This is a genomic window from Stenotrophomonas chelatiphaga, from assembly GCF_001431535.1.
Classification (GTDB): domain Bacteria; phylum Pseudomonadota; class Gammaproteobacteria; order Xanthomonadales; family Xanthomonadaceae; genus Stenotrophomonas; species Stenotrophomonas chelatiphaga.
The window spans coordinates 14,788-35,060 of sequence record NZ_LDJK01000001.1 but is presented as its reverse complement, the minus strand read 5'-3'; the positions used below and the strand labels follow the sequence as shown (position 1 = coordinate 35,060).

Genomic DNA, 20,273 nt, shown 5'->3' with positions numbered 1-20,273 from the left:
CCAGTCCGCCGGCAGCGCCGATGCCTGGCTGTACCTGGAATCGCCGGAAGGGCAGGCCCCGGCGCTGCCGGCGGACTGGCTGCTGCACCGCGAAGGCGGCACCCGCGAGGTGCGCTTTGCGCTGTACCGGCGCGCCACTGCTACACTTTGACCCAATCTGAACGTTCACGACCGCACATGACCGTCGCCAATCGTCGCATCGCTGTCTATCCGGGCACCTTCGATCCCATCACCAACGGTCACATCGACCTGGTGAACCGGGCAGCGCCGCTGTTCGAAAAAGTGGTCGTGGGCGTGGCACAGAGTCCGTCCAAGGGCCCGACGCTGCCGCTGGAACTGCGCGTGCAGCTGGCACGCGGGGCGCTGTCGCACCACGACAACGTGGAAGTGATCGGCTTCGACACCCTGCTGGCGCACTTCGTGCGTTCGGTCCAGGGCGGCATCCTGCTGCGCGGCCTGCGCGCGGTCTCCGATTTCGAATACGAGTTCCAGATGGCCAGCATGAACCGCCACCTGATCCCGGAAGTCGAAACCCTGTTCCTGACACCAGCCGAGCAGCACAGCTTCATTTCGTCCTCGCTGGTACGTGAAATCGCACGCCTGGGTGGCGACGTGTCCGGCTTCGTGCCGGCGTCGGTGCTCGACGCGCTGCGCAAGGCCCGCGAAGCCAAGGCGGCGCAGGCCTGATCCACCCGCCCGTGGCGGATGACCGCCGTCGGCACCTTTTTGTATCCACTGCAATCCACAGAACCACCACGGGAGATCATCCATGAACACCACCATGCGCGCGATGCTGCTGGCCTCGCTGGCCCTGGCCTTCACTGCCTGCAAGAAGGAAGAAGCCCCGGCTGCCGCTGCCGATGCACAGCAGGCGCTGGTCGCCCCGGCCAAGGACGACGATGCCGGCTGGAAGAAGTACCTGCAGACCGTCGCCGTGCAGAACATGGGCACCGTGACCAACAGCCCGTTCCTGTACTACCTCGCACCGGAATCGGATCCGGAGTTCGCCGCCAAGTTCGAGCGCCAGACCGAGAGCGCCACCCAGGCCGTCGCCCGTGGCGTGCAGCCGGGCAACATGCTGGCCTTCGGTTCGTCGGCGTCGGGCAAGATGGCCGACATGATCCAGGTCGTGTTCAAGGACGTGTCGCCGGATTCGATGAAGAACGTGCGCGTGCTGTTCATCGGCGAAGCCGCTGACAACGCCCGTGTGCAGTCCGTCGTGCAGCCCACCGGTGCCGACTACGTTTTCGTCGAAGCCAAGTAATTCCCGTGCGGTAGCGGCCACGCCAACCGGCGTGGTCGTGGGCGGCGCCTTCGTGGCGGCGCCCCTGACCGGCCCGCGCGCCCGCGCAGGCCGGTGCCAGTCCAGCATCCCGGCCCGCGCTGGCCGGATGCGGTGCGCGGGCGAGGAGTCATCGCCGTGTCGCTGAAAATCAACGAGCTCTGCGTCAACTGTGACGTCTGTGAGCCGGCCTGCCCCAACCAGGCCATTTCGATGGGTGAAACCATCTACGTGATCGACCCTGCGCGCTGTACCGAGTGCGTGGGCCATTTCGACGAAGCGCAGTGCGTGGTCGTCTGTCCGGTCGAATGCATCGACCCGGACCCGGATATCGTCGAAACGCATGACCAGCTGATGGCCAAGCTACGTGGCCTGCAGCACGATCACCCCGAACTCTACGCGGAGCCCCCATCCGAATGAACCCGATCCTGCGCCCCCTGTTGCTGCTGGGCCTGTTGCTGTCCGCCCCGCTGGCCCATGCCGCTGTCCCGGCCCGTGCCGCCCATCCCGATGGCGCGGCCATTGCCAGTGGCCACCAGCTGGCCACCCAGGCCGGCATGCAGATCCTGGCCCAGGGCGGCAATGCCTTCGACGCGGCCGTGGCGGTGTCGTCCACGCTGGCCGTGGTCGAGCCGATCAGCTCCGGACTGGGCGGTGGCGGGTTCTTCCTGCTGCACGATGCAGCTTCGGGCAAGGACCTGATGCTGGATGCGCGCGAGACCGCGCCGGCCGCGGCCACCGAGGCGGCCTTCCTGGACAAGGACGGCAACCTGGATCGTGACCGTTCGGTCAACGGTGCCTGGTCGGCCGGCATCCCCGGCCTGCCGGCAGCACTGGTGGAGCTGTCGTCCAGGCACGGCAAGCTGCCGTTGAAGGCCTCGCTGCAGCCGGCGATCCGCATCGCCCGCGAAGGCTTCCCGGTGTATGCGCGGATGGCCAAGGGCTACCAGTCGCGGCGCGAGGTGATGGAACGCTATCCCGGCACGCGCGAGGTATACCTGCGCAACGGCAAGCCGATCGCCGAAGGCGATCTGTTCCAGCAACCGGAACTGGCGCGCACGCTGGAGCGTCTGGCTGATGGCGGCTTCGATGGGTTCTATCGCGGCCAGACCGGCGCGCTGCTGCTGGCCGGCGTCAAGCAGGCCGGTGGCCGCTGGACCGCCGACGAACTGGCCGGTTACACGGTGAAGGCGCGCGCGCCGATCGTGTTCGATTACAACGGTTGGAAAATCACCACCGCGCCGCCGCCGTCGTCCGGTGGCATCGCGCTGGCGAGCATGCTGCAGATCCTGGAAGGCTGGGACATCAAGTCGATGGATGAGGCGCACCGCGCCCACCTGGTGGTCGAAGCGATGCGCCGTGCCTACCGCGACCGTACCTTCTTCCTGGGCGATCCGGACTTCGTAGAGATTCCGCAGAAGGTGCTCACCAGCAAGGACTACGCGCAGGGCCTGCGTGCCACCATCCACCCGGAAAAGGCCACGCCCAGCGACCTGCTGTCGGGCAACCCGACCCCGCTGGAAGACGACGAGACCACGCATTTCTCGATCATCGACCGCGACGGCAACCGCGTCGGCGCGACCCAGACGGTGAACCTGCTGTACGGCTCGGGCCTGATTCCGAAGGGCACCGGCGTGCTGCTCAACAACGAAATGGACGACTTCGCGCTGAAGCCGGGCACCCCCAACGCGTTCGGCGTGATGGGCTATGCCGCCAATGCGCCGAAGGCGGGCAAGCGCATGCTCAGTTCGATGACCCCGACCTTCATGGAAAACGCCGACAAAGTGGTGGTGCTCGGCACGCCCGGTGGCAGCCGCATCATCACCATGGTGCTGCTGGGCATCCTGGGCTACGACCAGGGCCTGACCGCACAGCAGGTCGCCGCGCTGCCGCGCTACCACCACCAGTGGCTGCCGGATGCGATCGAAGCGGAAACCGGCGCGTTCGATGCCGGCACCATCAAGCAGCTGCAGGCGATGGGCCACAAGATCGACCTGCCTGGCGACAGCGCTGAAGGCGGCCGCGGTTCCAGTCACGTCTGGGGCAACCTGCAGACCGTCGAATGGGATCGTCGCAGCAATACCCTGTTTGGCGGTAGTGATCCGCGCAACCCGGTGGGCAGCGCCGAGGTGAAGTAATCCGGTCACGGCAGCGCCGGGTCACGCTCGGCGTCATCGGTTCGGCTAGCGATTATTTAACGCTGGCTGACCGATACTTGCCGCATGAAACTATGGTCGATCCGCGGCAACACGCAGCGCCTGGATGGCGGTGCGATGTTCGGCAACGCACCGCGCGCGGTGTGGGAAAAATGGGCAGTGCCCGACGAACTCAACCGCATCGAGCTGGCGTGCCGCGCCTTGCTGGCCAGCCCGCTGGAAGGCAGGACGGTGCTGTTCGAAACGGGCATCGGCGCGTTCTTCGAGCCGCGCCTGCGCGAACGTTACGGCGTGCAGGAAAACCAGCATGTGCTGATCGATTCCCTGCGTGAAGCCGGTTTCGAGCACGAAGACATCGACGTGGTGGTCCTGAGCCATCTGCATTTCGACCACGCCGGTGGCCTGCTGGCGCCGTGGGTGGAAGGGCGTGAGCCGGAACTGCTGTTCCCCAATGCCACCTTCGTGGTGGGTGCCGAGCACTGGCAGCGGGCACTGCAGCCGCATCCGCGCGACCGCGCCAGCTTCATCCCCGAACTGCCCGCGCTGCTGCAGCAGAGCGGACGACTGGAAGTGGTGCAGGGCGAGTACTCCCGCGTGCTGGGCCGCAGCGTGCGCTTCAGCTTCAGTGACGGGCATACCCCGGGCCTGATGCTGGCCGAGATCGTCGGCCAGCCGGGCAGGGACGGGCAGGCGCATGGCGGGGTGGTGTTCTGCGCCGACCTGGTGCCGGGCCGTTCGTGGGTCCACGTGCCGATCACCATGGGCTACGACCGCAATGCCGAACTGCTGATCGACGAGAAAAAACAGTTCCTCGAAGACAAGCTGGCACGCAACGTCCACCTGTTTTTCACCCACGACCCGCAGGTAGCGCTGGCGCAGCTGCAGCGCGACGACAAAGGCCGTTTCGTGACCGTGCACGAACAGGGCGAACTCAAGGCCCGCGCCCTCGCCTGAAGGGAGTGACGGCCGCTGGCCCTTAAAAAAAGGGGACGGAGGGAATTAAGTCGCAATCGGCCGTGATCTGGCCGATTGCGACTTAATTCCCTCCGTCCCCTTTTTTCTGTCAGCCGATCAGGCGGGTGCCGAAGATGCGGTCGCCGGCATCACCCAGGCCGGGAAGGATGTAGCCCTTCTCGTTCAGGTGGTCGTCGATGGCGGCGGTGTAGATCTGCACGTCCGGATGGGCGGCCTGCACGGCGGCGATGCCTTCCGGCGCGGCAACCAGGAAGATGCCCTTGATGCGGCGGGCGCCGGCGCGCTTGAGCATGTCGATGGTGGCGATCAGGGTGCCACCGGTGGCCAGCATCGGGTCCAGGATCAGCGCATCGCGCTCCTCCAGGCGGCCGGTCAGGCGTTCGAAGTAGGGCACCGGCTGCAGCGTTTCCTCGTCGCGCTGCAGGCCGACCACGCTGACCCGGGCTGCCGGGATCAGCGACAGCACGCCGCTGAGCATGCCCAGGCCGGCGCGCAGGATCGGCACCACGGTGATCTTGGCACCGGCGATGCGCTGCACCGTCACCGGGCCGGACCAGCCGTCCATGGTGTGCGATTCGGTGTCCAGGTCGGCGGTGGCCTCGTAGGCCAGCAGCGTGCCCAGTTCGTTGGCCAGTTCGCGGAAATCCTTGGTGCTGAGCGCAGCGTTGCGCATCAGGCCGATCTTGTGCTGCACCAGCGGATGGCGCACTTCGACGATGTTCATGGGGGGCGGGAAAGGGCAAGGGCAGAGGCCTGTATTCTGCCGCAGCCCGTCGGTCGCGGCCAGCGCGTGGACGCGTCCCTGCCGGATCCGGTGCCCCGGTGTCATGCCGGTGAAACCTCGCCGACATACCTTGCCCTCCCATTCTTCACACCGAATGGGGACACCCGTGCAGACCAAGACACCGTTGGCGATTGCCATCACCCTGACCCTGGCAATGGGGGTTGCAGCACCGCTGCATGCCGCCGGGCAGGACGTGGCCGCCACCAGTGCCCTCGCCGCCGATGCCACCGACCTGGACCGCATCGAAGTGCGTGCCCAGCTGGAATCGCAGATCCGCGCGGTGGACCTCAAGCGCAGCAGCGATGCCATCGAAGACGCCGTGTCCTCCGATGCGCTGGGCCAGTACCCGGACAAGAACGTGGCCGAATCGCTGCAGCGCCTGCCCGGTGTCAGCGTCACCCGCGACCAGGGCGAAGGGCGCTTCGTGGTGGTGCGTGGGCTGGATGCCAACCTCAACAGCGTCAGCATCGACGGCATCGCTGTGGGCACGCCGGAGGATTCCAGCCGCGCCGCGCCGCTGGACGTGATTCCGTCCGATTCCACCGAGCGCCTGCGCGTGGTCAAGTCGCCGACGCCGGACATGCCCGGCGATGCCATCGGCGGCGCGATCCTGGTCGAGTCCGCGTCGGCCTTCGACCGCGATGGGCGCAGCCTGCGCGGCAAGATCGAAGGCAGCCACCAGCCGCTGTCCGGCCACACCAGCCCGAAGGCGGCGATCAACTACAGCGAGGTGTTCGCCGATACCTTCGGCGTGGCACTGGGCGTGAATTACCAGAACCGCAAGTTCGAATCAGACAACACCGAAGTGGAGTACGACGGCGAAGACGATGCCACGCCTGGCGATGTCACCACGATCAACCTGCAGCACCGCAAGTACGAAATCGAGCGCAAGCGCATCGGCGCCAACCTCAACTTCGACTGGCGTCCCAGCGAGGGCAGCAGCTACTACCTGCGCACGTTGTACAGCCGCTTCGACGACGCGGAAACGCGCCAGCGCACGATCTTCAACTTCGAAGATGCCGACGTGGTGGCCACCGGCACCGACCAGTTCCGGCTGGATGACCTGCCGTCCGATGCGATCCAGAAGCGCATGCGCTACCGCACCAAGGAAGAAAACACTTTCGCTGCGAGCCTGGGCGGCGAGAACCGGCTGACCTCTGCGGTGGTCGACTACAAGGTGGGCTACACGAAGACCGAAGAACGCGTGGACGATGAGATGGAAGCGCGCTTCGAGCTCGATGCCGATGACCTGTCCGGCACCCTGGACCAGCGCAGCCGGCTGCCGCGCTACACACTGTCCAACAACGACTGGATGGACAACACCAACTTCGCCTACGACCGCATGATCCTGTCGCCCAAGCGGGTGGACGACAACGAACACAGCGCACAGGTCAACGTGCGTTTCGACGCCGACAACGCCAGCTACAAGATCGGCCTGCTCGGGCGCTGGCGCGAGCGCGACGTGGACGTCAACGAAGTGGAGCTGCGCCGCGGGCCGGCGATCGACCTGGACAGCTGGACCACCGGCGCGCCCGAACATCGCCACGGGTCGTTGGGGCAGGGCATGAGCTCGGCGCTGATGCGCCGCTACTGGGCCGCCAACAGCGGCCTGTACAGTGCACGCCCGCAGGAGGCCGGGGCCAATGCAACGACCTCGCTGGAAGAGGACTACAGCGCCAGCGAAGACATCTTCGCCAGCTACGCGATGGGCACCTGGGACATCGGTGCGCTGCGCATCATCGGCGGCGTGCGCGTGGAGAACACCCAGTTCAGCGCGGTCGGCAACCAGGTCGACGTGGCCGAAGACGAGCGCAGCTTCACCGTCACCCCGCGCGTGGCCAACCGCAGTTACAGCAACGTGCTGCCCGGCCTGCACCTGCGCTACGACGCGGCCGATGACTGGGTGCTGCGGGCATCGGCCAACAAGACGGTCTCGCGTCCGTCCTTCGGCGACATCTCCCCGCGCGTGGGTTACAGCCGCGGCGACGAGGAAGTGCGACTGGGCAACCCGGAACTGGATCCGTACGAATCGACCAACATCGACCTGTCGGTGGAGAAGTACCTGGGCAGCACCGGCATCGTCTCGCTGGGCCTGTTCCACAAGTCCATCGACGGCTACATCGTGGAGACCGTCCGCCAGAACGATCCGGCCTACGAAGGCTTCGACGTGACCCAGGCGATCAACGGCGACAAGGCCACCGTGCGCGGCGCCGAGTTCAATTACCAGCAGCAGCTCGCGTTCCTGCCGCCGGGGCTGGATGGCCTGCTGGTGGGGGCCAGCGGCACCTGGCTGGATACAGACTTCGATCCGGGCCTGGCCGACCGCCAGGGCGATGATTTCATGCTGCCGCGGGCGTCCAAGCATGTGTACAGCGCGCATGTCGGGTACGAAAAGTACGGCCTGAGCACGCGCATTGCCGCGGTGTACCGCAGCGAGTACCTCGACAGCATCGGCACCGGCCGTGCGTTCGACATCTTCGTCGCCCCGCACACCCAGCTCGATTTCTCGTTGGACTACACGTTCAGCCCCCGCGTCAGCCTGTATTTCGAGGCACAGAATCTGTTGGACAAGCCGCTTGAGCTTTACCAGGGCACGCGCTCGCGCACCCTGCAGCTGGAAGAATACGGCCGCACCTATGCGGTCGGCCTGAAGGTGTCGCTGTGATGGCGCGGCGCATGATGCTGGCCAGCGCGGTGACGCTGGTGCTGGCGGCCGCTTGCACGCGCACCCCGCCGGTTGCGCCGCCGGGCAACGACGCCGCCGCCAGGGCGCCTGCCGCCGGGCAGGCCAGCGCCGAACGCCAGGTCGCCACGCTGGCCGAAGCCTTCCTGACCCCGATGACCCCGGATGACAACATCGATTCGCCGGCGGCCTGGACGGCACCGGACGGCAAGACCTGGCTGATCGCCACGGCCAAGGCCACCGACAAGCTGGTGGTGTACGACGGCAGCACCGGCGCGCCGCTGCGCGAGGTCGGCAGCACCGGTACCGCGCTGGGCCAGTTCGATCGCCCAAACGGCATTTCGGTGACCGATGACCTGCTGTGGATCGTCGAGCGTGACAACCACCGCGTGCAGGTGTTCTCGTTGCCGGACTTCACTGCGCTGGCGGTATTCGGTGCCGACGACCTGCGCAAGCCGTACGGCCTGTGGGTGGACAAGCGCGCCGATGGCTATGCGGTGTACGTGACCGATTCCTGGGACAACGGCGAGGACGCACAGGGCAAGGACATCCTGCCGCCACTGGCCGAGCTGGACAAGCGGGTGCGCCAGTACCACGTACGCCGCGATGGCGCGGAGGTGACCGCAACGCTGGCCGCCAGCATCGGCGACACCAGCGAAGCCGGCGCGCTGCGCGTGGTGGAATCGATCTGGGGCGATCCGGCCAACGACCGCCTGCTGGTGGCCGAAGAGGACGAGACCTACGCCAGTGAGTTCAAGGTGTACACGCTGGCGGGCCGCTTCACCGGCACCACCTTCGGCCGTGATGTGTTCAAGGCACAGGCCGAAGGCGTGATGCTGCGTACCTGCGGCAAGGACGGCTGGTGGATCACCACCGAACAGGGCAAGGAGCGCAGCGTGTTCCATCTGTTCGACCGCCACAGCCTGAAGCCGGTGGGATCGTTCCAGGGCAACAAGGTCGCCAATACCGATGGCATCTGGATGATGCAGCAGGGCAGCCCGCGCTTCCCGCATGGCGCGCTGTATGCGGTGCACGATGACCAGGGGGTGGTCGCCTTCGACTGGGAACAGATCGCCAAAGCGCTGGCGCTGCCGCTGGAGTGTGCATCGTGATCGCGCGCCTCGCCTCCCTCGCGTTCAGCCTTGCACTGGCGCTGTCTGCCACCGCGGCGTCGGCCGACGACCTCGCCGCGCGCGTGGAGCCCAACAGCCAGGTGCTGGCGGGCAACCGCCACTATGCCGCCAGCGGCTTCCCGGACCGCATCGTCGCCTCGCCGGCGGCCGATGCCGCGCATGGATTCGCGGTGCGCTGGCGCACCGATGGCAGCGTGCAGGCGCCGCTGCTGGAAATCGCTCCAGCCGACGATACGCCCGGCTTCGGCCCCATCACCCGCATCACCGCCAGCAGCCAGCCTCTGCAGACCGAGAACGGCCTGTCGCACCACCATCGCGCGGATGTGAGCGGGCTTGAACCCGGCACGCTGTACGTCTACCGCGTGCAGGGCAAGGACACCTGGAGCGCCTGGAACCAGCTGCGTACCGCAGGCCGCGCGGACCAGCCGATGACCTTCCTGTACTTCGGCGATACCCAGAACAAGAACCTCAGCCATGTCACCCGGGTGGTGCGCGCCGCGCAGAAAGCCGCGCCGGAGGCCAACCTGAGCCTGTTCGCCGGCGACCTGGTCAGTGGCGGCTACGATGCCGATGACAGCGAGTGGGGCGAGTGGTTCGCCGCCACCGGCTGGCTGGCCCAGGAAACGATGCTGGCCCCGGCCATCGGCAACCACGAGTACTTCGAGGAATTCGAAGACACTCCGCAGGAGCGTCGGGTGATGGCGCGGCATTGGCCGGCCACGTTCGCGCTGCCGGGCAACGGGGCCGAGGGCGCGGAAAAGAGCACCTACTGGTTCGACTACCAGGGGGTGCGCTTCGCCGTGCTGGATGGCACCTCGGCGATGGACCTCGGCACCGCGCAGGCGCAGGCGCGGTGGCTGGACCAGGTGCTGGCCAGCAATACCCAGCCGTGGACGATCGTCGTCGTGCACCAGCCGTTCTACTCACCGGCGCGGGGGCGCCACAACCCGGTGCTGCAGGAGGCCCTGCTGCCGGTGGTGCGCCGGCATGACGTGGACCTGGTGCTGCAGGGCCATGACCACACCTATGGCCGCCGTGGCGAAGACGGCATGGCGACCCCGCAGTTCGTGGTCAGCAATGCCAGCCCGAAGCAGTACCGGCTGTCGAAGGAGGCCCTGCAGACCATGTCGCCGGTGGCCGAGGACACCCAGTTGTTCCAGGTGCTGCGCATCGATCCGCAACGCCTGCATTACGAAGCGCGCACGGTCACCGGCAAGCTCTACGATGCCTTCGAACTGGTCCGCCAGGCCGATGGCAGCACCAGGAAGGTGGAGCTGGAAGAAGGCCGCATCGCACCGCGGCGCTGCCTGCGCCCGCACGCGCCGACCGGGCGCAAGGACCGGTGCTGGGAATGAAGCCCCCCATGCGCAACGCGTTGCCGATGCTGGCACTGGCCGCCGGCCTGACCCTGATGGCCGGCGCCGCGATCGCCGCCGATACGGTGCTGCATCCGTTCCTGGCCGCGCAGCCGAAGCAGGCCCCGGAAGAAGCAAACCTGGCGGTGGAGATCCCGGCGGGCAGCTTCACCAAGTACGAAATCAAGCAGGACGGGCTGCTGCATGTGGACCGCTTCCAGTCGATGCCGGTCGCGTACCCGGCCAACTACGGTTCAATGCCGCGGACGCTGGCCGGAGACAACGATCCGCTGGACGCGCTGGTGCTGACCCGCGAGCCGCTGCACCCGGGGGTGATCGTGCGCTTCCGGCCGATCGGCTACCTGAAGATGGTCGACGATGGCGAGCAGGACGAAAAGGTGATCGGTGTGCCGACCGACAAGGTCGATCCCAGCTACGCCCACGTCCGCGATCTGGATGACCTGGCGCCGATCGAGCGCCAGCGCATCGAGGCGTTCTTCCGCGTCTACAAGGACCTGCCCGAAGGCCGCAATCCGGTACAGCTGAGCGGCTGGGGCAATGCGGCCGAAGCAAAGGCGCTGATCCAGCAGTCAATGCAGCGTTTCGACGCCGCCCAGCCAGTGCCGACCCCGTCGGCTCTACAGCCAGGTCACGCGCCATCGCTATGATGGCGCTTCCTGTTTTTGTCCTGGATGCAGCGCGTGTCATCAGCCCTGGTGTGGTTTCGCCGTGATCTCCGCCTTGCCGACAATCCGGCCCTGCAGGCGGCACTGGAGGCCGGGCATGACGTCGTGCCGGTCTACATCCATGCCCCGCACGAAGAGGGCAGCTGGGCACCCGGCGCGGCCTCCAATGCCTGGCGGCACCGCTCGCTGGCCGCACTGGATGCAGACCTGCGCGCACGCGGCTCGCAGCTGGTATTGCGCCAGGGCGACAGCCTGGACGTGCTGCAGCAGCTGATCAGCGAAACCGGCGCCGAAGCGGTGTTCTGGAACCGGAAATACGAGCCGGCGACGCAACCGCGTGATGCGAAGATCAAACGCACGCTGCGCGAGCAGGGCCTGCAGGCAGACAGCTGCAACGGCAGCCTGCTGTTTGAACCGTGGGAGCTGGAAACCAAGCAGGGCGGTCCCTACAAGGTGTTCACCCCGTTCTGGCGCAACGCACTGAGCAACTGGCGACTGCAGCCGGGCAGTGATGCGCCGGCCCGCTTGACCGCGCATGCCGTGCAGGGCCTCGCGCTGGATGCGCTGGGGCTGGCCCCCACGCTGGGCTGGGATGCCGGCTTCTGGGAGCACTGGCAGCCCGGCGAAGCCGGCGCGCGCGAGGCGCTGACCGTGTTCGTCGATGGCGCGCTGCACGGCTATCGCGAGCAGCGCGACCTGCCGGACCGCGTCGGCACGTCCTTGCTGTCGCCGCACCTGCATTTCGGCGAGATCGCGCCGTGGCGCATCGTGCATGCGCTGGAAGCCGAGCGCACCGCCGGCCGCAGTGCCGACATCGATGCCTACATCCGCCAGCTCGGCTGGCGCGATTTCGCCCATCACCTGCTGCACCATTTCCCGAAGACCAGCGACGAAAACCTCAACCCGCGTTTTGATGGATTTGCCTGGGCCACGCCCAGCGCCGCCGACCTGCAGGCGTGGCAGCAGGGCCGCACCGGCGTGCCGATCGTCGATGCCGGCCTGCGCCAGCTCTGGCATACCGGCGCGATGCACAACCGGGTGCGGATGATCGTGGCCAGTTACCTGTGCAAGCACATGCGCGCGCACTGGATCATCGGCGCGCGCTGGTTCTGGGACACCCTGGTCGATGCCGACCTGGCCAACAATTCGATGGGCTGGCAGTGGGTGGGCGGCACCGGCGCCGATGCCGCGCCGTATTTCCGGGTGTTCAACCCGGTGACCCAGTCCGAGAAATTCGATCCGCAGGCACGTTACATCTCGCGTTGGGTGCCCGAACTGGCCGCACTTCCGGTCAAGGCCCGTTTTGCACCCTGGCAGCACCCTGCGCTGCTGGCGGACAAGGCGCCCAGCTACCCGCGCACACCGCTGGTGGATCTGGCGGAAGGCCGCGATGCGGCGTTGGCTGCGTATCGCCGCACCGGGGCGGAGTAGGGCGCATTTGCACGCCGTCGGGAACAAGCTGAACGGGGCACCGGCCGCAGTCGGGACCCTCATCCCCGCATCGCATCAGGCTGTATATGCTCACCCCGACGCACGCCGGACCAGCCGGCTTCCAAGGAGAACTCCATGATCCGTTCCGCTCCCCGCAATGTGGCCCTTGCCCTGATGACCGCCGCAGCGCTCAGCGCCTGCGCCACCGGCGGTTCCTACGTGCAGAGTGACCAGTACGGCAATGAAACCCAGCAGCAGAACCGCACCGGCCGCAACGCTCTGATCGGCACCGCGGTGGGTGTCGCAGCCGGCCTGTTGACCGGTGGCAGCGCGACCGAGCGCCGCCAGCACGCCATGATCGGCGCCGGCATCGGTGCGCTCAGTGGCGCGGCCGTAGGCCAGTACCAGGATCGCCAGGAACGCGCGCTGCGCGAGCGTACCGCCAACACCGGTATCGACGTGGTGCGCCAGGGCGACAACATCAGCCTGAACCTGCCGGACGGCATCACCTTCGATTTCGGCAAGTCGGCGCTGAAGCCGCAGTTCTACGGCTCGCTCAACGGCGTGGCCAGTACGCTGGCCGAGTACAACCAGACGATGATCGAAGTGGTCGGCCATACCGACAGCATCGGCAGCGATGCGGTGAACAACCGCCTGTCCAAGGAGCGCGCCGATGCCGTGGCGTCCTACCTGACCGCGCAGGGTGTGCAGCGCGCGCGTATTGAAACGCTGGGTGCCGGCAAGGCCTATCCGATCGCCGACAACAGCACCGACGCCGGCCGCGCACAGAACCGTCGCGTTGAAATCCGTGTGATTCCTCTGCAGCAGTAACGCCCCGCGTTGTTGCGGTTGCGGCTTCGGCCGCAACAGAATGCCGCCCTTGCAGGCGGCATTTTTTTTTGGATGACGGCCAGCGGCCGTCACTACCGGTCAGGCGGCGACCACTTCCAGGATCCGCTTTCCTTCCGCGGCGGCCTCGGCTTCGGCTTTCTCGGTCTGTTGCTGGGCATACTTCGCCGCCGGGCACTGCGCCATCATGTAGTTGGCGTCGAAGTTCAACTTTTCGACCAGGAAATCCACGAACGCACGTACCTTCGGCGACACCAGCTTGCCGCCGGCAAATACCGCGTTGAAGTCCACTTCCGGGCCGGTCCAGCCGGCCAGCACGCGCCGCACCATGCCGGTTTCGATGAACGGCTTGGCCATCACGTCGCCGGTCAGCAGCAGTCCTTCGCCGCACACCAGTGCGCCATTGAGCGCGGACACATCGTTGGCCACCATCAGCGGGGTGACCGGGAAATCGCGCAGCTCGCCGCCGTTCTCGCCCAACTGCCAGGTAATCCGGTTGGGATGGCTGTGGTACGCCTTGCGCATGGCCAGGATGCGATGGAACTGCAGTTCGTCCGGGTGCAGCGGCTCGCCATGGCGTTCGATGTAGGCCGGGCTGGCGAACACCTGCGTACGCAGGGTGCCCAGCTTGCGCGCCACCAGGTTGGAATCAGGCAGCGAGCCCACGCGCAGCGCCAGGTCGGCCTCGCCGGCGATCAGGTCCAGCTTCTCGTTGCCCAGGTGCATGTCCAGGCGGATTTCCGGATACATCGCATGGAACTGACCCAGCAGCGGTGCGATCCAGGTAATGCCCAGCGAATAGGGCACGGTGAAGCGCAGCCAGCCGCGCGGGCCGGACTGCAACTGGCTGACCGCACTCTCCGCTTCCTCCAGTTCGCGCGCGATGCGCTGGCAGTGCTCGTGGTAGATCGAGCCGGCCTCGGTGAGGCCCAGGCGGCGCGTGGTCCGGTGCAGCAGGCGTGCGCCGAGCCGCGTTTCCAGTTCCTGCACCTTGCGGCTGACGGTGGTCTTGGGAAGGCCGAGCGATTTGGCTGCAGCAATGAAACTGCCTTGCTCGACCACTTTGACGAAGATCAGCGTTTCGTTGAGATCGTGGGACATGGTCGAATTCCTGGACGTCGGGGACGGGACTATCGTGACAAAAAGATTGGACCGGGTGCGGGATGATTATTCCCCTAAAAGAGGACTAATCAAGTAGGAGTTAGAAGCGCACCATGGCGCCATTCCCGAATCGGAGGCCATCAGCCATGAGCCTGCGCAACATTCTCAACCTCTTCCGCTCCGCCGACCAAGACACCCTGGACCAGGCGATGACGGTCGAAAATCGTCCCAGCTCCTTGGTTAACAAGGATTTTCGGGAGTTTACCGCGGTCCCGCGCCAGCAGCGTGGTGGTGCCCTGCGTATCCGCCCGCGTGGCATGGATCGCCTGGGCCGTATCGGTATTGTCCCGCAGATGGGAGGAAATATCCCGTGAACGGGACGCTGGCACCGGAGGTCCTCGTCCTCGGCGGCACCGGTGCCGTGGGCCAGGGCGTGGTCGGTGCATTGCTGGAAGCCGGCAGCCCGGTGCTGGTGGTCGGCCGCGATCCGGGCCGGCTGGCCGCACTGCGGCTGCAGTTCGACGACGAGCCTGGCCTGGAGACGATGCTCGGCTCGCTGGCCGATGACGAGTCGGCCAAAGTGGTCGCCGACCGCGTGGCGGCGCGCCAGCGCCCCCTCGGTGCGGTGGTCGCCGCGCTCGGTGGTCCGTATGCGCGTGGCCGGGTCATCGACCGTCCCGGCGATGCGCTGATGCAGACGCTGCAGTTGGACCTGATGCCGCACGTGCATGCGGTCCGCCACCTGTTGCCGCTGCTGCAGGACCACCACCACCCGCGCCGCTTCGTGATGATCGGCAGCCCCGCCGGCCTCAAGCCGTGGGCCGCGCATGGTGATTCGTCGATCACCGCCGCAGCGCTGCGCATGTACGCCCAGGTGGTGCACCAGGAAGCGCAGGCGATCGGCGTGCGCGCGCAGCTGCTGGAAGTCGGTGCGCCGGTGTGCACGCCCAGCAATGCGGCCAACGCCTGCATCGAGTGGCCGAGCGCGCTGCTGGTCGGCCGCCGCCTGGTCTCGCTGCTGGACCAGTGCCACGACAACCGCGCGATCGTGCGCTGCGATTCACGCGATGCGCAGCTGCCACGCGGGCTGCTGCAGCTGGACGCGCCGCCGCGCTGGCGCGAATCGGCCGGGAGTGCTTGACCTCAACCTTTGTTGAGGTCGCACCATCCCCCGGCCGCCGGCCCGACCGGCACCCCGAAAGACAGAACACCCGTATCACCACCCCCTACGGATACATGCCATGAACACCATGATGCCCCTCCACCGCACCACCCGCCGCGTGGCCTTCGCCACGGTTTCGGCGTTGGCCCTGGCGATCCTGACTGCCTGCAGTGGCAGCCACGCCGAAGAAGCCGGCGCACCGCCCGCCCCGGAAGTCAGCGCCGCGCCGGTGCTGGTCAAGCAGGTCAGCCAGTGGGACGAGTTCAGCGGGCGCGTCGAAGCGGTCGAGAATGTCGACCTGCGTCCACGCGTCTCCGGCTACATCGACAAGGTCAACTACATCGAAGGCCAGGAAGTGAAGAAGGGCGATGTGCTGTTCACCATCGATGCCCGCAGCTACCAGGCCGAGTACGACCGCGCCCGCGCCGAAGTCGCCCGCGCCCGCACCCAGTCCACGCTGGCCCGCGGCGAGTCCGATCGCGCCAAGCGCCTGTCCGAACAGCAGGCCATCTCCACTGAAACCTGGGAGCAGCGCCGCGCGGCGTCCGACCAGGCCGGTGCGCAGGTGCAGGCCGCGCAGGCGGCACTGGATGCAGCCGCGCTCAACCTGGAGTTCACCAAGGTGCGCGCGCCGATCAACGGCCGTGCGGGCCGTGCGATGGTCACCGCCGGCAACCTGGTCAGTGCAGGCGATGCCGCAAGCGTGCTCACCACGCTGGTATCGCTGGACAAGGTGCACGTGTACTTCGATGCCGACGAAGCGACCTTCCTGCGCTATGCGCAGATGGCGCGCAAGGGCGAGCGTCCGAGCGAGCGCGATGCGTCGCTGCCGGTACGCATCGGCCTGAGCGGCGAGCAGGGCTTCCCGCACGAAGGCAAGGTCGACTTCCTGGACAACCAGGTGACCCGCAGCACCGGCACCATCCGCGTCCGCGCGCTGCTGGACAACGCCGATCGTGAGTTCACCCCGGGCCTGTTCGCCCGCGTGCAGCTGCTCGGCAGCGGCCAGTTCCAGGCCATGCTGATCGACGACCGCGCCGTGCTGACCGACCAGGACCGCAAGTACGTCTACGTGGTCGACAAGGACGGCAAGGCACAGCGTCGCGACATCGCGCTGGGTCGCAGTGCCGAAGGCCTGCGCATCGTGGAGAACGGACTGGCGGCCGGCGACAAGGTGATCGTCGACGGCGTGCAGAAGGTCTTCATGCCGGGCATGCCGGTGCAGGCCAAGCCGGTGGCCATGCAGTCGGGCACCGCACCTGCCGCTGCACCTGCAAAGGCCCCCGTCCCGGCACCCGCACCGGCACGTGTGGGTAGTGAAACCGCCGCACTGAACTGATCCATCCGGCCAGCGTCACCGCGAACCCCGATCCCCTGCCAGCACGGCAGGGGCAGGGTGGCTGCACCCCCACGCCGGCCAAACCCAAGGACATTCCCATGGATTTCTCCCGCTTTTTCATCGACAGGCCGATCTTCGCGGCGGTGTTGTCGATCATCATCTTCGCCGCCGGCCTGATCAGCATCCCGCTGCTGCCGACCGGTGAATACCCCGACGTCGTCCCCCCTTCGGTGGTGGTGCGTACCGTGTACCCGGGCGCCAACCCGAAAGTGATCGCAGAAACGGTGGCCACGCCGCTGGAAGAAGCGATCAACGGCGTGGAGGACATGATGTACATGAAGTCCGTCGCCGGTTCCGACGGCGTGCTGCAGATGACCATCACCTTCCGCCCGGGCACCGACCCGGACGCGGCCGCGGTGAAGGTGCAGAACCGCGTGGCGCAGGCCCAGGCACGTCTTCCCGAAGACGTGCGGCGCCAGGGCGTGACCACGCAGAAGCAGTCGCCGACCTTCCTGATGGTGGTGCACCTGACCTCGCCGAACGGAAAGTACGACACGCTGTACCTGCGCAACTACGCCCGCCTGCACGTCAAGGACGCGCTGTCGCGCATCCAGGGCGTGGGCGATGCACAGATCTTCGGTGGCGGTGACTACGCCATGCGCGCCTGGCTGGACCCGGACAAGATCGCCGCGCGCGGGCTGACCGCCAGCGATGTGGTCGGCGCGATGCGCGAGCAGAACGTGCAGGTGTCGGCCGGCCAGCTCGGTGCCGAACCGATGCCCAACAGCCAGTTCCTGACCCTGATCAATGCGCAGGGCCGGCTGAAGAGCGAGCAGGAATTCAACGACATCGTGCTCAAGAGCGGCGTTGACGGTGAAGTGGTGCGCCTGTCCGATGTCGCCCGGCTGGAACTGGGTGCCGGTGACTACACCCTGCGTTCTCAGCTGGATGGCAAGAACGCGGTGGGTATCGGCATCTTCCAGGCACCGGGTGCCAACGCGCTGGAAATCCGCGATGCCGTCATGAACACCATGGACGAAATGCAGAAGACCTTCCCGGCCGACGTCAAGTACGAAGCGGTGTATGACACCACCATCTTCGTGCGCGACTCGATCAAGGCGGTGGTGTCCACCCTGCTGGAAGCCATTGCGCTGGTGGTGCTGGTGGTGATCCTGTTCCTGCAGACCTGGCGTGCCTCGATCATCCCGCTGATCGCCGTGCCGGTGTCCATCGTGGGCACGTTCGCCGCGCTGTACCTGCTGGGCTTCTCGATCAACACCTTGAGCCTGTTCGGGCTGGTGCTGGCGATCGGCATCGTGGTCGATGATGCGATCGTGGTGGTGGAGAACGTCGAGCGCAACATCGAAGAAGGCCTGTCGCCGACCGCGGCGGCCCACCAGGCGATGAAGGAAGTGTCCGGCCCGATCGTCGCCATCGCGCTGGTGCTGTGCGCGGTGTTCGTGCCGATGGCCTTCCTGTCCGGTGTCACCGGCCAGTTCTACAAGCAGTTCGCGGTCACCATCGCCATTTCCACGGTGATTTCGGCGATCAACTCGCTGACCCTGTCGCCGGCCCTGGCCGCGCGTCTGCTCAAGCCGCACGACGCGGCCAAGGATGCGCCGACGCGCATCATCGACCGCCTGTTCGGCTGGATCTTCCGTCCGTTCAACCGCTTCTTCAAGTCCAGCTCGGAAAAGTACGAGCGCAGCGTGTCCAACATCCTCGGCAAGCGCGGCGCGGTGTTCGTGGTGTATGCCCTGCTGCTGGTCGGCACCGGGGTCATGTTCAAGCTGGTCCCGCCGGGCTTCATCCCCACCCAGGACAAGCTGTACCTGATCGCCGGCGTGAAGCTGCCGGAAGGTTCTTCCATCGCCCGTACCGACGCGATGCTGAAGAAGGTCGCGCAGATCGCGATGGAAACCGACGGCGTGGCGCACACCATTTCCTTCCCGGGCCTCAATGCACTGCAGTTCACCAATACGCCCAACACCGGCGTGGCCTTCGTGCCGCTGAAACCCTTCAGTGAGCGCAATGGCCGCACCGCTGCGCAGATCAACGCGGAGATCAACCAGAAGATCGCCGCGCTGCAGGAAGGCTTCGCGTTCTCGATGATGCCGCCGCCGATCCTCGGGTTGGGCAACGGCAACGGCTACCAGATGTTCATCGAAGACCGCGGCAACCTGGGTTACGGTGCGCTGCAGACGGCCGTGCAGACCATGCAGGGTGCTGTTTCGCAGACCCCCGGCATGGCCTTCCCGATCACCAGCTACCAGGCCAACGTGCCGCAGCTGGATGCCGAAGTGGACCGCGTCAAGGCCAAGGCCCAGGGCGTGCAGCTGACCGAACTGTTCGACACGCTGCAGACCTATCTCGGTTCGTCCTACGTCAACGACTTCAACCAGTTCGGCCGTACCTGGCAGGTGATCGCCCAGGCCGATGGCCAGTTCCGTGACAGCGTGGAAGACATCGGCCGCCTGCGTACCCGCAACGACCGTGGCGAAATGGTGCCGATCGGTTCGATGGTCACCGTCAAGCAGACCTTCGGCCCGGACCCGGTGCTGCGCTTCAACGGCTACCCGGCCGCCGACCTGGCCGGTGAAACCGATCCGCGCCTGCTGTCGTCCACCGAAGGCATGGCCAAGCTGAGCGAGATCGCCGCCCAGGTGCTGCCGCCGGGTATGGTCACCGAATGGACCGACCTGAGCTACCAGCAGGCGACCCAGGGCAATGCGGCGCTGATCGTGTTCCCGGTGGCGGTGATGCTGGCCTTCCTGGTGCTCGCCGCGCTGTATGAAAGCTGGTCGCTGCCGCTGGCGGTGATCCTGATCGTGCCGATGACCCTGCTGTCGGCGCTGTTCGGGGTGTGGCTGACCGGCGGTGACAACAACGTCTTCGTGCAGGTCGGCCTGGTGGTGCTGATGGGCCTGGCGTGCAAGAACGCGATCCTGATCGTCGAGTTCGCCCGGGAGCTGGAAATGGGCGGCAAGGGCATCGTCGACGCGGCGCTGGAAGCCTGCCGCCTGCGTCTGCGCCCGATCGTGATGACCTCCATCGCCTTCATCGCCGGCACCGTGCCGCTGGTGCTGTCGCATGGTGCAGGCGCCGAGGTTCGCTCGGTCACCGGCATCACGGTGTTCGCCGGCATGCTGGGCGTAACGTTGTTCGGGCTGTTCCTGACCCCGGTGTTCTATGTGGCCCTGCGCAAGTTCGTCACCCGCAATGGCGGTGGCCAGCTGGTGACCCACGGCGAATCCACGCTGCATCACTGATCTGTTTCTCCCCGGTAGCCGCCGAGCAAGGCTCGGCGCTACCCCCCTGATCCAACCTGGAGCCACAC

At 66.7% G+C, this 20,273-nt stretch carries 17 protein-coding genes and 1 pseudogene; 16 read left to right on the top strand and 2 right to left on the bottom strand.

Features of this window, described 5'->3' with window-relative positions; all coding sequences use genetic code 11:
• The 6 genes and pseudogenes from ABB28_RS00170 to ABB28_RS00145 form a co-directional block, all read left to right on the top strand.
• Window positions 1–151, top strand: a pseudogene (locus ABB28_RS00170) (RsmD family RNA methyltransferase); the annotation flags it as partial.
• Window positions 152–177: 26 nt separating this feature from the next.
• Entirely contained in the window at window positions 178–687 is a 510-nt protein-coding gene (gene coaD, locus ABB28_RS00165; protein ID WP_042612384.1) for a pantetheine-phosphate adenylyltransferase, read from the top strand.
• Window positions 688–769: 82 nt separating this feature from the next.
• Window positions 770–1,264 (top strand): hypothetical protein, encoded by a 495-nt coding sequence (locus ABB28_RS00160; RefSeq protein WP_057506679.1) that lies wholly within the window; start codon window positions 770–772, stop codon window positions 1,262–1,264.
• A 156-nt stretch (window positions 1,265–1,420) separates the two neighbouring features.
• On the top strand, window positions 1,421–1,702 hold the full coding sequence (locus ABB28_RS00155; RefSeq protein WP_042612382.1) for a YfhL family 4Fe-4S dicluster ferredoxin: 282 nt from the start codon (window positions 1,421–1,423) through the stop codon (window positions 1,700–1,702).
• Window positions 1,699–3,420, top strand: coding sequence for a gamma-glutamyltransferase (gene ggt / locus ABB28_RS00150; RefSeq protein WP_057506678.1), 1,722 nt, complete (start codon window positions 1,699–1,701; stop codon window positions 3,418–3,420). The genes ABB28_RS00155 and ggt overlap by 4 nt, the downstream gene beginning before the upstream one ends.
• Before the next feature lie 84 nt (window positions 3,421–3,504).
• Window positions 3,505–4,392, top strand: coding sequence for an MBL fold metallo-hydrolase (locus ABB28_RS00145; RefSeq protein WP_057506677.1), 888 nt, complete (start codon window positions 3,505–3,507; stop codon window positions 4,390–4,392).
• Window positions 4,393–4,501: 109 nt separating this feature from the next.
• Here ABB28_RS00145 and upp read toward each other — a convergent pair whose 3' ends face one another.
• The gene (upp, locus tag ABB28_RS00140) at window positions 4,502–5,137 is read right to left on the bottom strand and encodes a uracil phosphoribosyltransferase (protein ID WP_057506676.1); all 636 of its coding nucleotides are present in this window, start codon (window positions 5,135–5,137) and stop codon (window positions 4,502–4,504) included.
• A 166-nt stretch (window positions 5,138–5,303) separates the two neighbouring features.
• Here upp and ABB28_RS00135 point away from each other — a divergent pair, with 166 nt between their 5' ends.
• The 6 genes from ABB28_RS00135 to ABB28_RS00110 all read left to right on the top strand — a co-directional run bounded on the left by ABB28_RS00135 (window position 5,304) and on the right by ABB28_RS00110 (window position 13,316).
• Entirely contained in the window at window positions 5,304–7,862 is a 2,559-nt protein-coding gene (locus ABB28_RS00135) for a TonB-dependent receptor (protein WP_152983332.1), read from the top strand.
• Window positions 7,862–8,992: an NHL repeat-containing protein gene (locus tag ABB28_RS00130; RefSeq protein WP_057506674.1), complete on the top strand. Its 1,131-nt coding sequence runs from the start codon at window positions 7,862–7,864 to the stop codon at window positions 8,990–8,992. The genes ABB28_RS00135 and ABB28_RS00130 overlap by 1 nt, the downstream gene beginning before the upstream one ends.
• Window positions 8,986–10,368, top strand: a complete 1,383-nt coding sequence (locus tag ABB28_RS00125; RefSeq protein ID WP_425479495.1) for a purple acid phosphatase family protein — start codon at window positions 8,986–8,988, stop codon at window positions 10,366–10,368. Before ABB28_RS00130 ends, ABB28_RS00125 begins: the two co-directional genes overlap by 7 nt.
• Before the next feature lie 8 nt (window positions 10,369–10,376).
• Window positions 10,377–11,036 carry an inorganic diphosphatase gene (locus ABB28_RS00120; protein WP_152983331.1) on the top strand — a complete coding sequence of 220 codons (660 nt, stop codon included), beginning with the start codon at window positions 10,377–10,379 and terminating at the stop codon, window positions 11,034–11,036.
• 33 nt (window positions 11,037–11,069) lie between these two features.
• Window positions 11,070–12,485 carry a cryptochrome/photolyase family protein gene (locus ABB28_RS00115; RefSeq protein WP_057506683.1) on the top strand — a complete coding sequence of 472 codons (1,416 nt, stop codon included), beginning with the start codon at window positions 11,070–11,072 and terminating at the stop codon, window positions 12,483–12,485.
• Between the two features lie 135 nt (window positions 12,486–12,620).
• Entirely contained in the window at window positions 12,621–13,316 is a 696-nt protein-coding gene (locus ABB28_RS00110) for a YiaD family glycine zipper/OmpA-like lipoprotein (protein WP_057506672.1), read from the top strand.
• A gap of 99 nt (window positions 13,317–13,415) precedes the next feature.
• Here the strand turns inward: ABB28_RS00110 and ABB28_RS00105 are convergent, their stop codons facing one another.
• Window positions 13,416–14,435, bottom strand: a complete 1,020-nt coding sequence (locus ABB28_RS00105) for a LysR family transcriptional regulator (protein WP_057506671.1) — start codon at window positions 14,433–14,435, stop codon at window positions 13,416–13,418.
• A gap of 146 nt (window positions 14,436–14,581) precedes the next feature.
• On the opposite strand from ABB28_RS00105, the gene ABB28_RS00100 reads away from it, so the two are divergent.
• From ABB28_RS00100 to ABB28_RS00085, 4 genes are all read left to right on the top strand, one after another.
• Window positions 14,582–14,809: a hypothetical protein gene (locus ABB28_RS00100; protein ID WP_057506670.1), complete on the top strand. Its 228-nt coding sequence runs from the start codon at window positions 14,582–14,584 to the stop codon at window positions 14,807–14,809.
• Window positions 14,806–15,576: an SDR family NAD(P)-dependent oxidoreductase gene (locus ABB28_RS00095; protein WP_057506669.1), complete on the top strand. Its 771-nt coding sequence runs from the start codon at window positions 14,806–14,808 to the stop codon at window positions 15,574–15,576. The genes ABB28_RS00100 and ABB28_RS00095 overlap by 4 nt, the downstream gene beginning before the upstream one ends.
• 112 nt (window positions 15,577–15,688) lie before the next feature.
• A complete protein-coding gene (locus tag ABB28_RS00090) occupies window positions 15,689–16,936 on the top strand; it encodes an efflux RND transporter periplasmic adaptor subunit (protein WP_148049418.1) in 1,248 nt (415 codons plus the stop codon).
• 98 nt (window positions 16,937–17,034) lie between these two features.
• Window positions 17,035–20,205 (top strand): efflux RND transporter permease subunit, encoded by a 3,171-nt coding sequence (locus ABB28_RS00085; RefSeq protein WP_057506668.1) that lies wholly within the window; start codon window positions 17,035–17,037, stop codon window positions 20,203–20,205.
• Window positions 20,206–20,273: the final 68 nt, after the last annotated feature.

What these genes read in the sequence shown, in the direction of transcription:
- coaD (WP_042612384.1), top strand. Translation starts at nt 178, where the DNA reads ATGACCGTCGCCAATCGTCGCATCGCTGTCTATCCGGGCACCTTCGAT.
- ABB28_RS00160 (WP_057506679.1), top strand. Translation starts at nt 770, where the DNA reads ATGAACACCACCATGCGCGCGATGCTGCTGGCCTCGCTGGCCCTGGCC.
- ggt (WP_057506678.1), top strand. Translation starts at nt 1,699, where the DNA reads ATGAACCCGATCCTGCGCCCCCTGTTGCTGCTGGGCCTGTTGCTGTCC.
- ABB28_RS00145 (WP_057506677.1), top strand. Translation starts at nt 3,505, where the DNA reads ATGAAACTATGGTCGATCCGCGGCAACACGCAGCGCCTGGATGGCGGT.
- upp (WP_057506676.1), bottom strand. Translation starts at nt 5,137, where the DNA reads ATGAACATCGTCGAAGTGCGCCATCCGCTGGTGCAGCACAAGATCGGC.
- ABB28_RS00130 (WP_057506674.1), top strand. Translation starts at nt 7,862, where the DNA reads ATGGCGCGGCGCATGATGCTGGCCAGCGCGGTGACGCTGGTGCTGGCG.
- ABB28_RS00120 (WP_152983331.1), top strand. Translation starts at nt 10,377, where the DNA reads ATGCGCAACGCGTTGCCGATGCTGGCACTGGCCGCCGGCCTGACCCTG.
- ABB28_RS00110 (WP_057506672.1), top strand. Translation starts at nt 12,621, where the DNA reads ATGATCCGTTCCGCTCCCCGCAATGTGGCCCTTGCCCTGATGACCGCC.
- ABB28_RS00105 (WP_057506671.1), bottom strand. Translation starts at nt 14,435, where the DNA reads ATGTCCCACGATCTCAACGAAACGCTGATCTTCGTCAAAGTGGTCGAG.
- ABB28_RS00100 (WP_057506670.1), top strand. Translation starts at nt 14,582, where the DNA reads ATGAGCCTGCGCAACATTCTCAACCTCTTCCGCTCCGCCGACCAAGAC.
- ABB28_RS00090 (WP_148049418.1), top strand. Translation starts at nt 15,689, where the DNA reads ATGCCCCTCCACCGCACCACCCGCCGCGTGGCCTTCGCCACGGTTTCG.
- ABB28_RS00085 (WP_057506668.1), top strand. Translation starts at nt 17,035, where the DNA reads ATGGATTTCTCCCGCTTTTTCATCGACAGGCCGATCTTCGCGGCGGTG.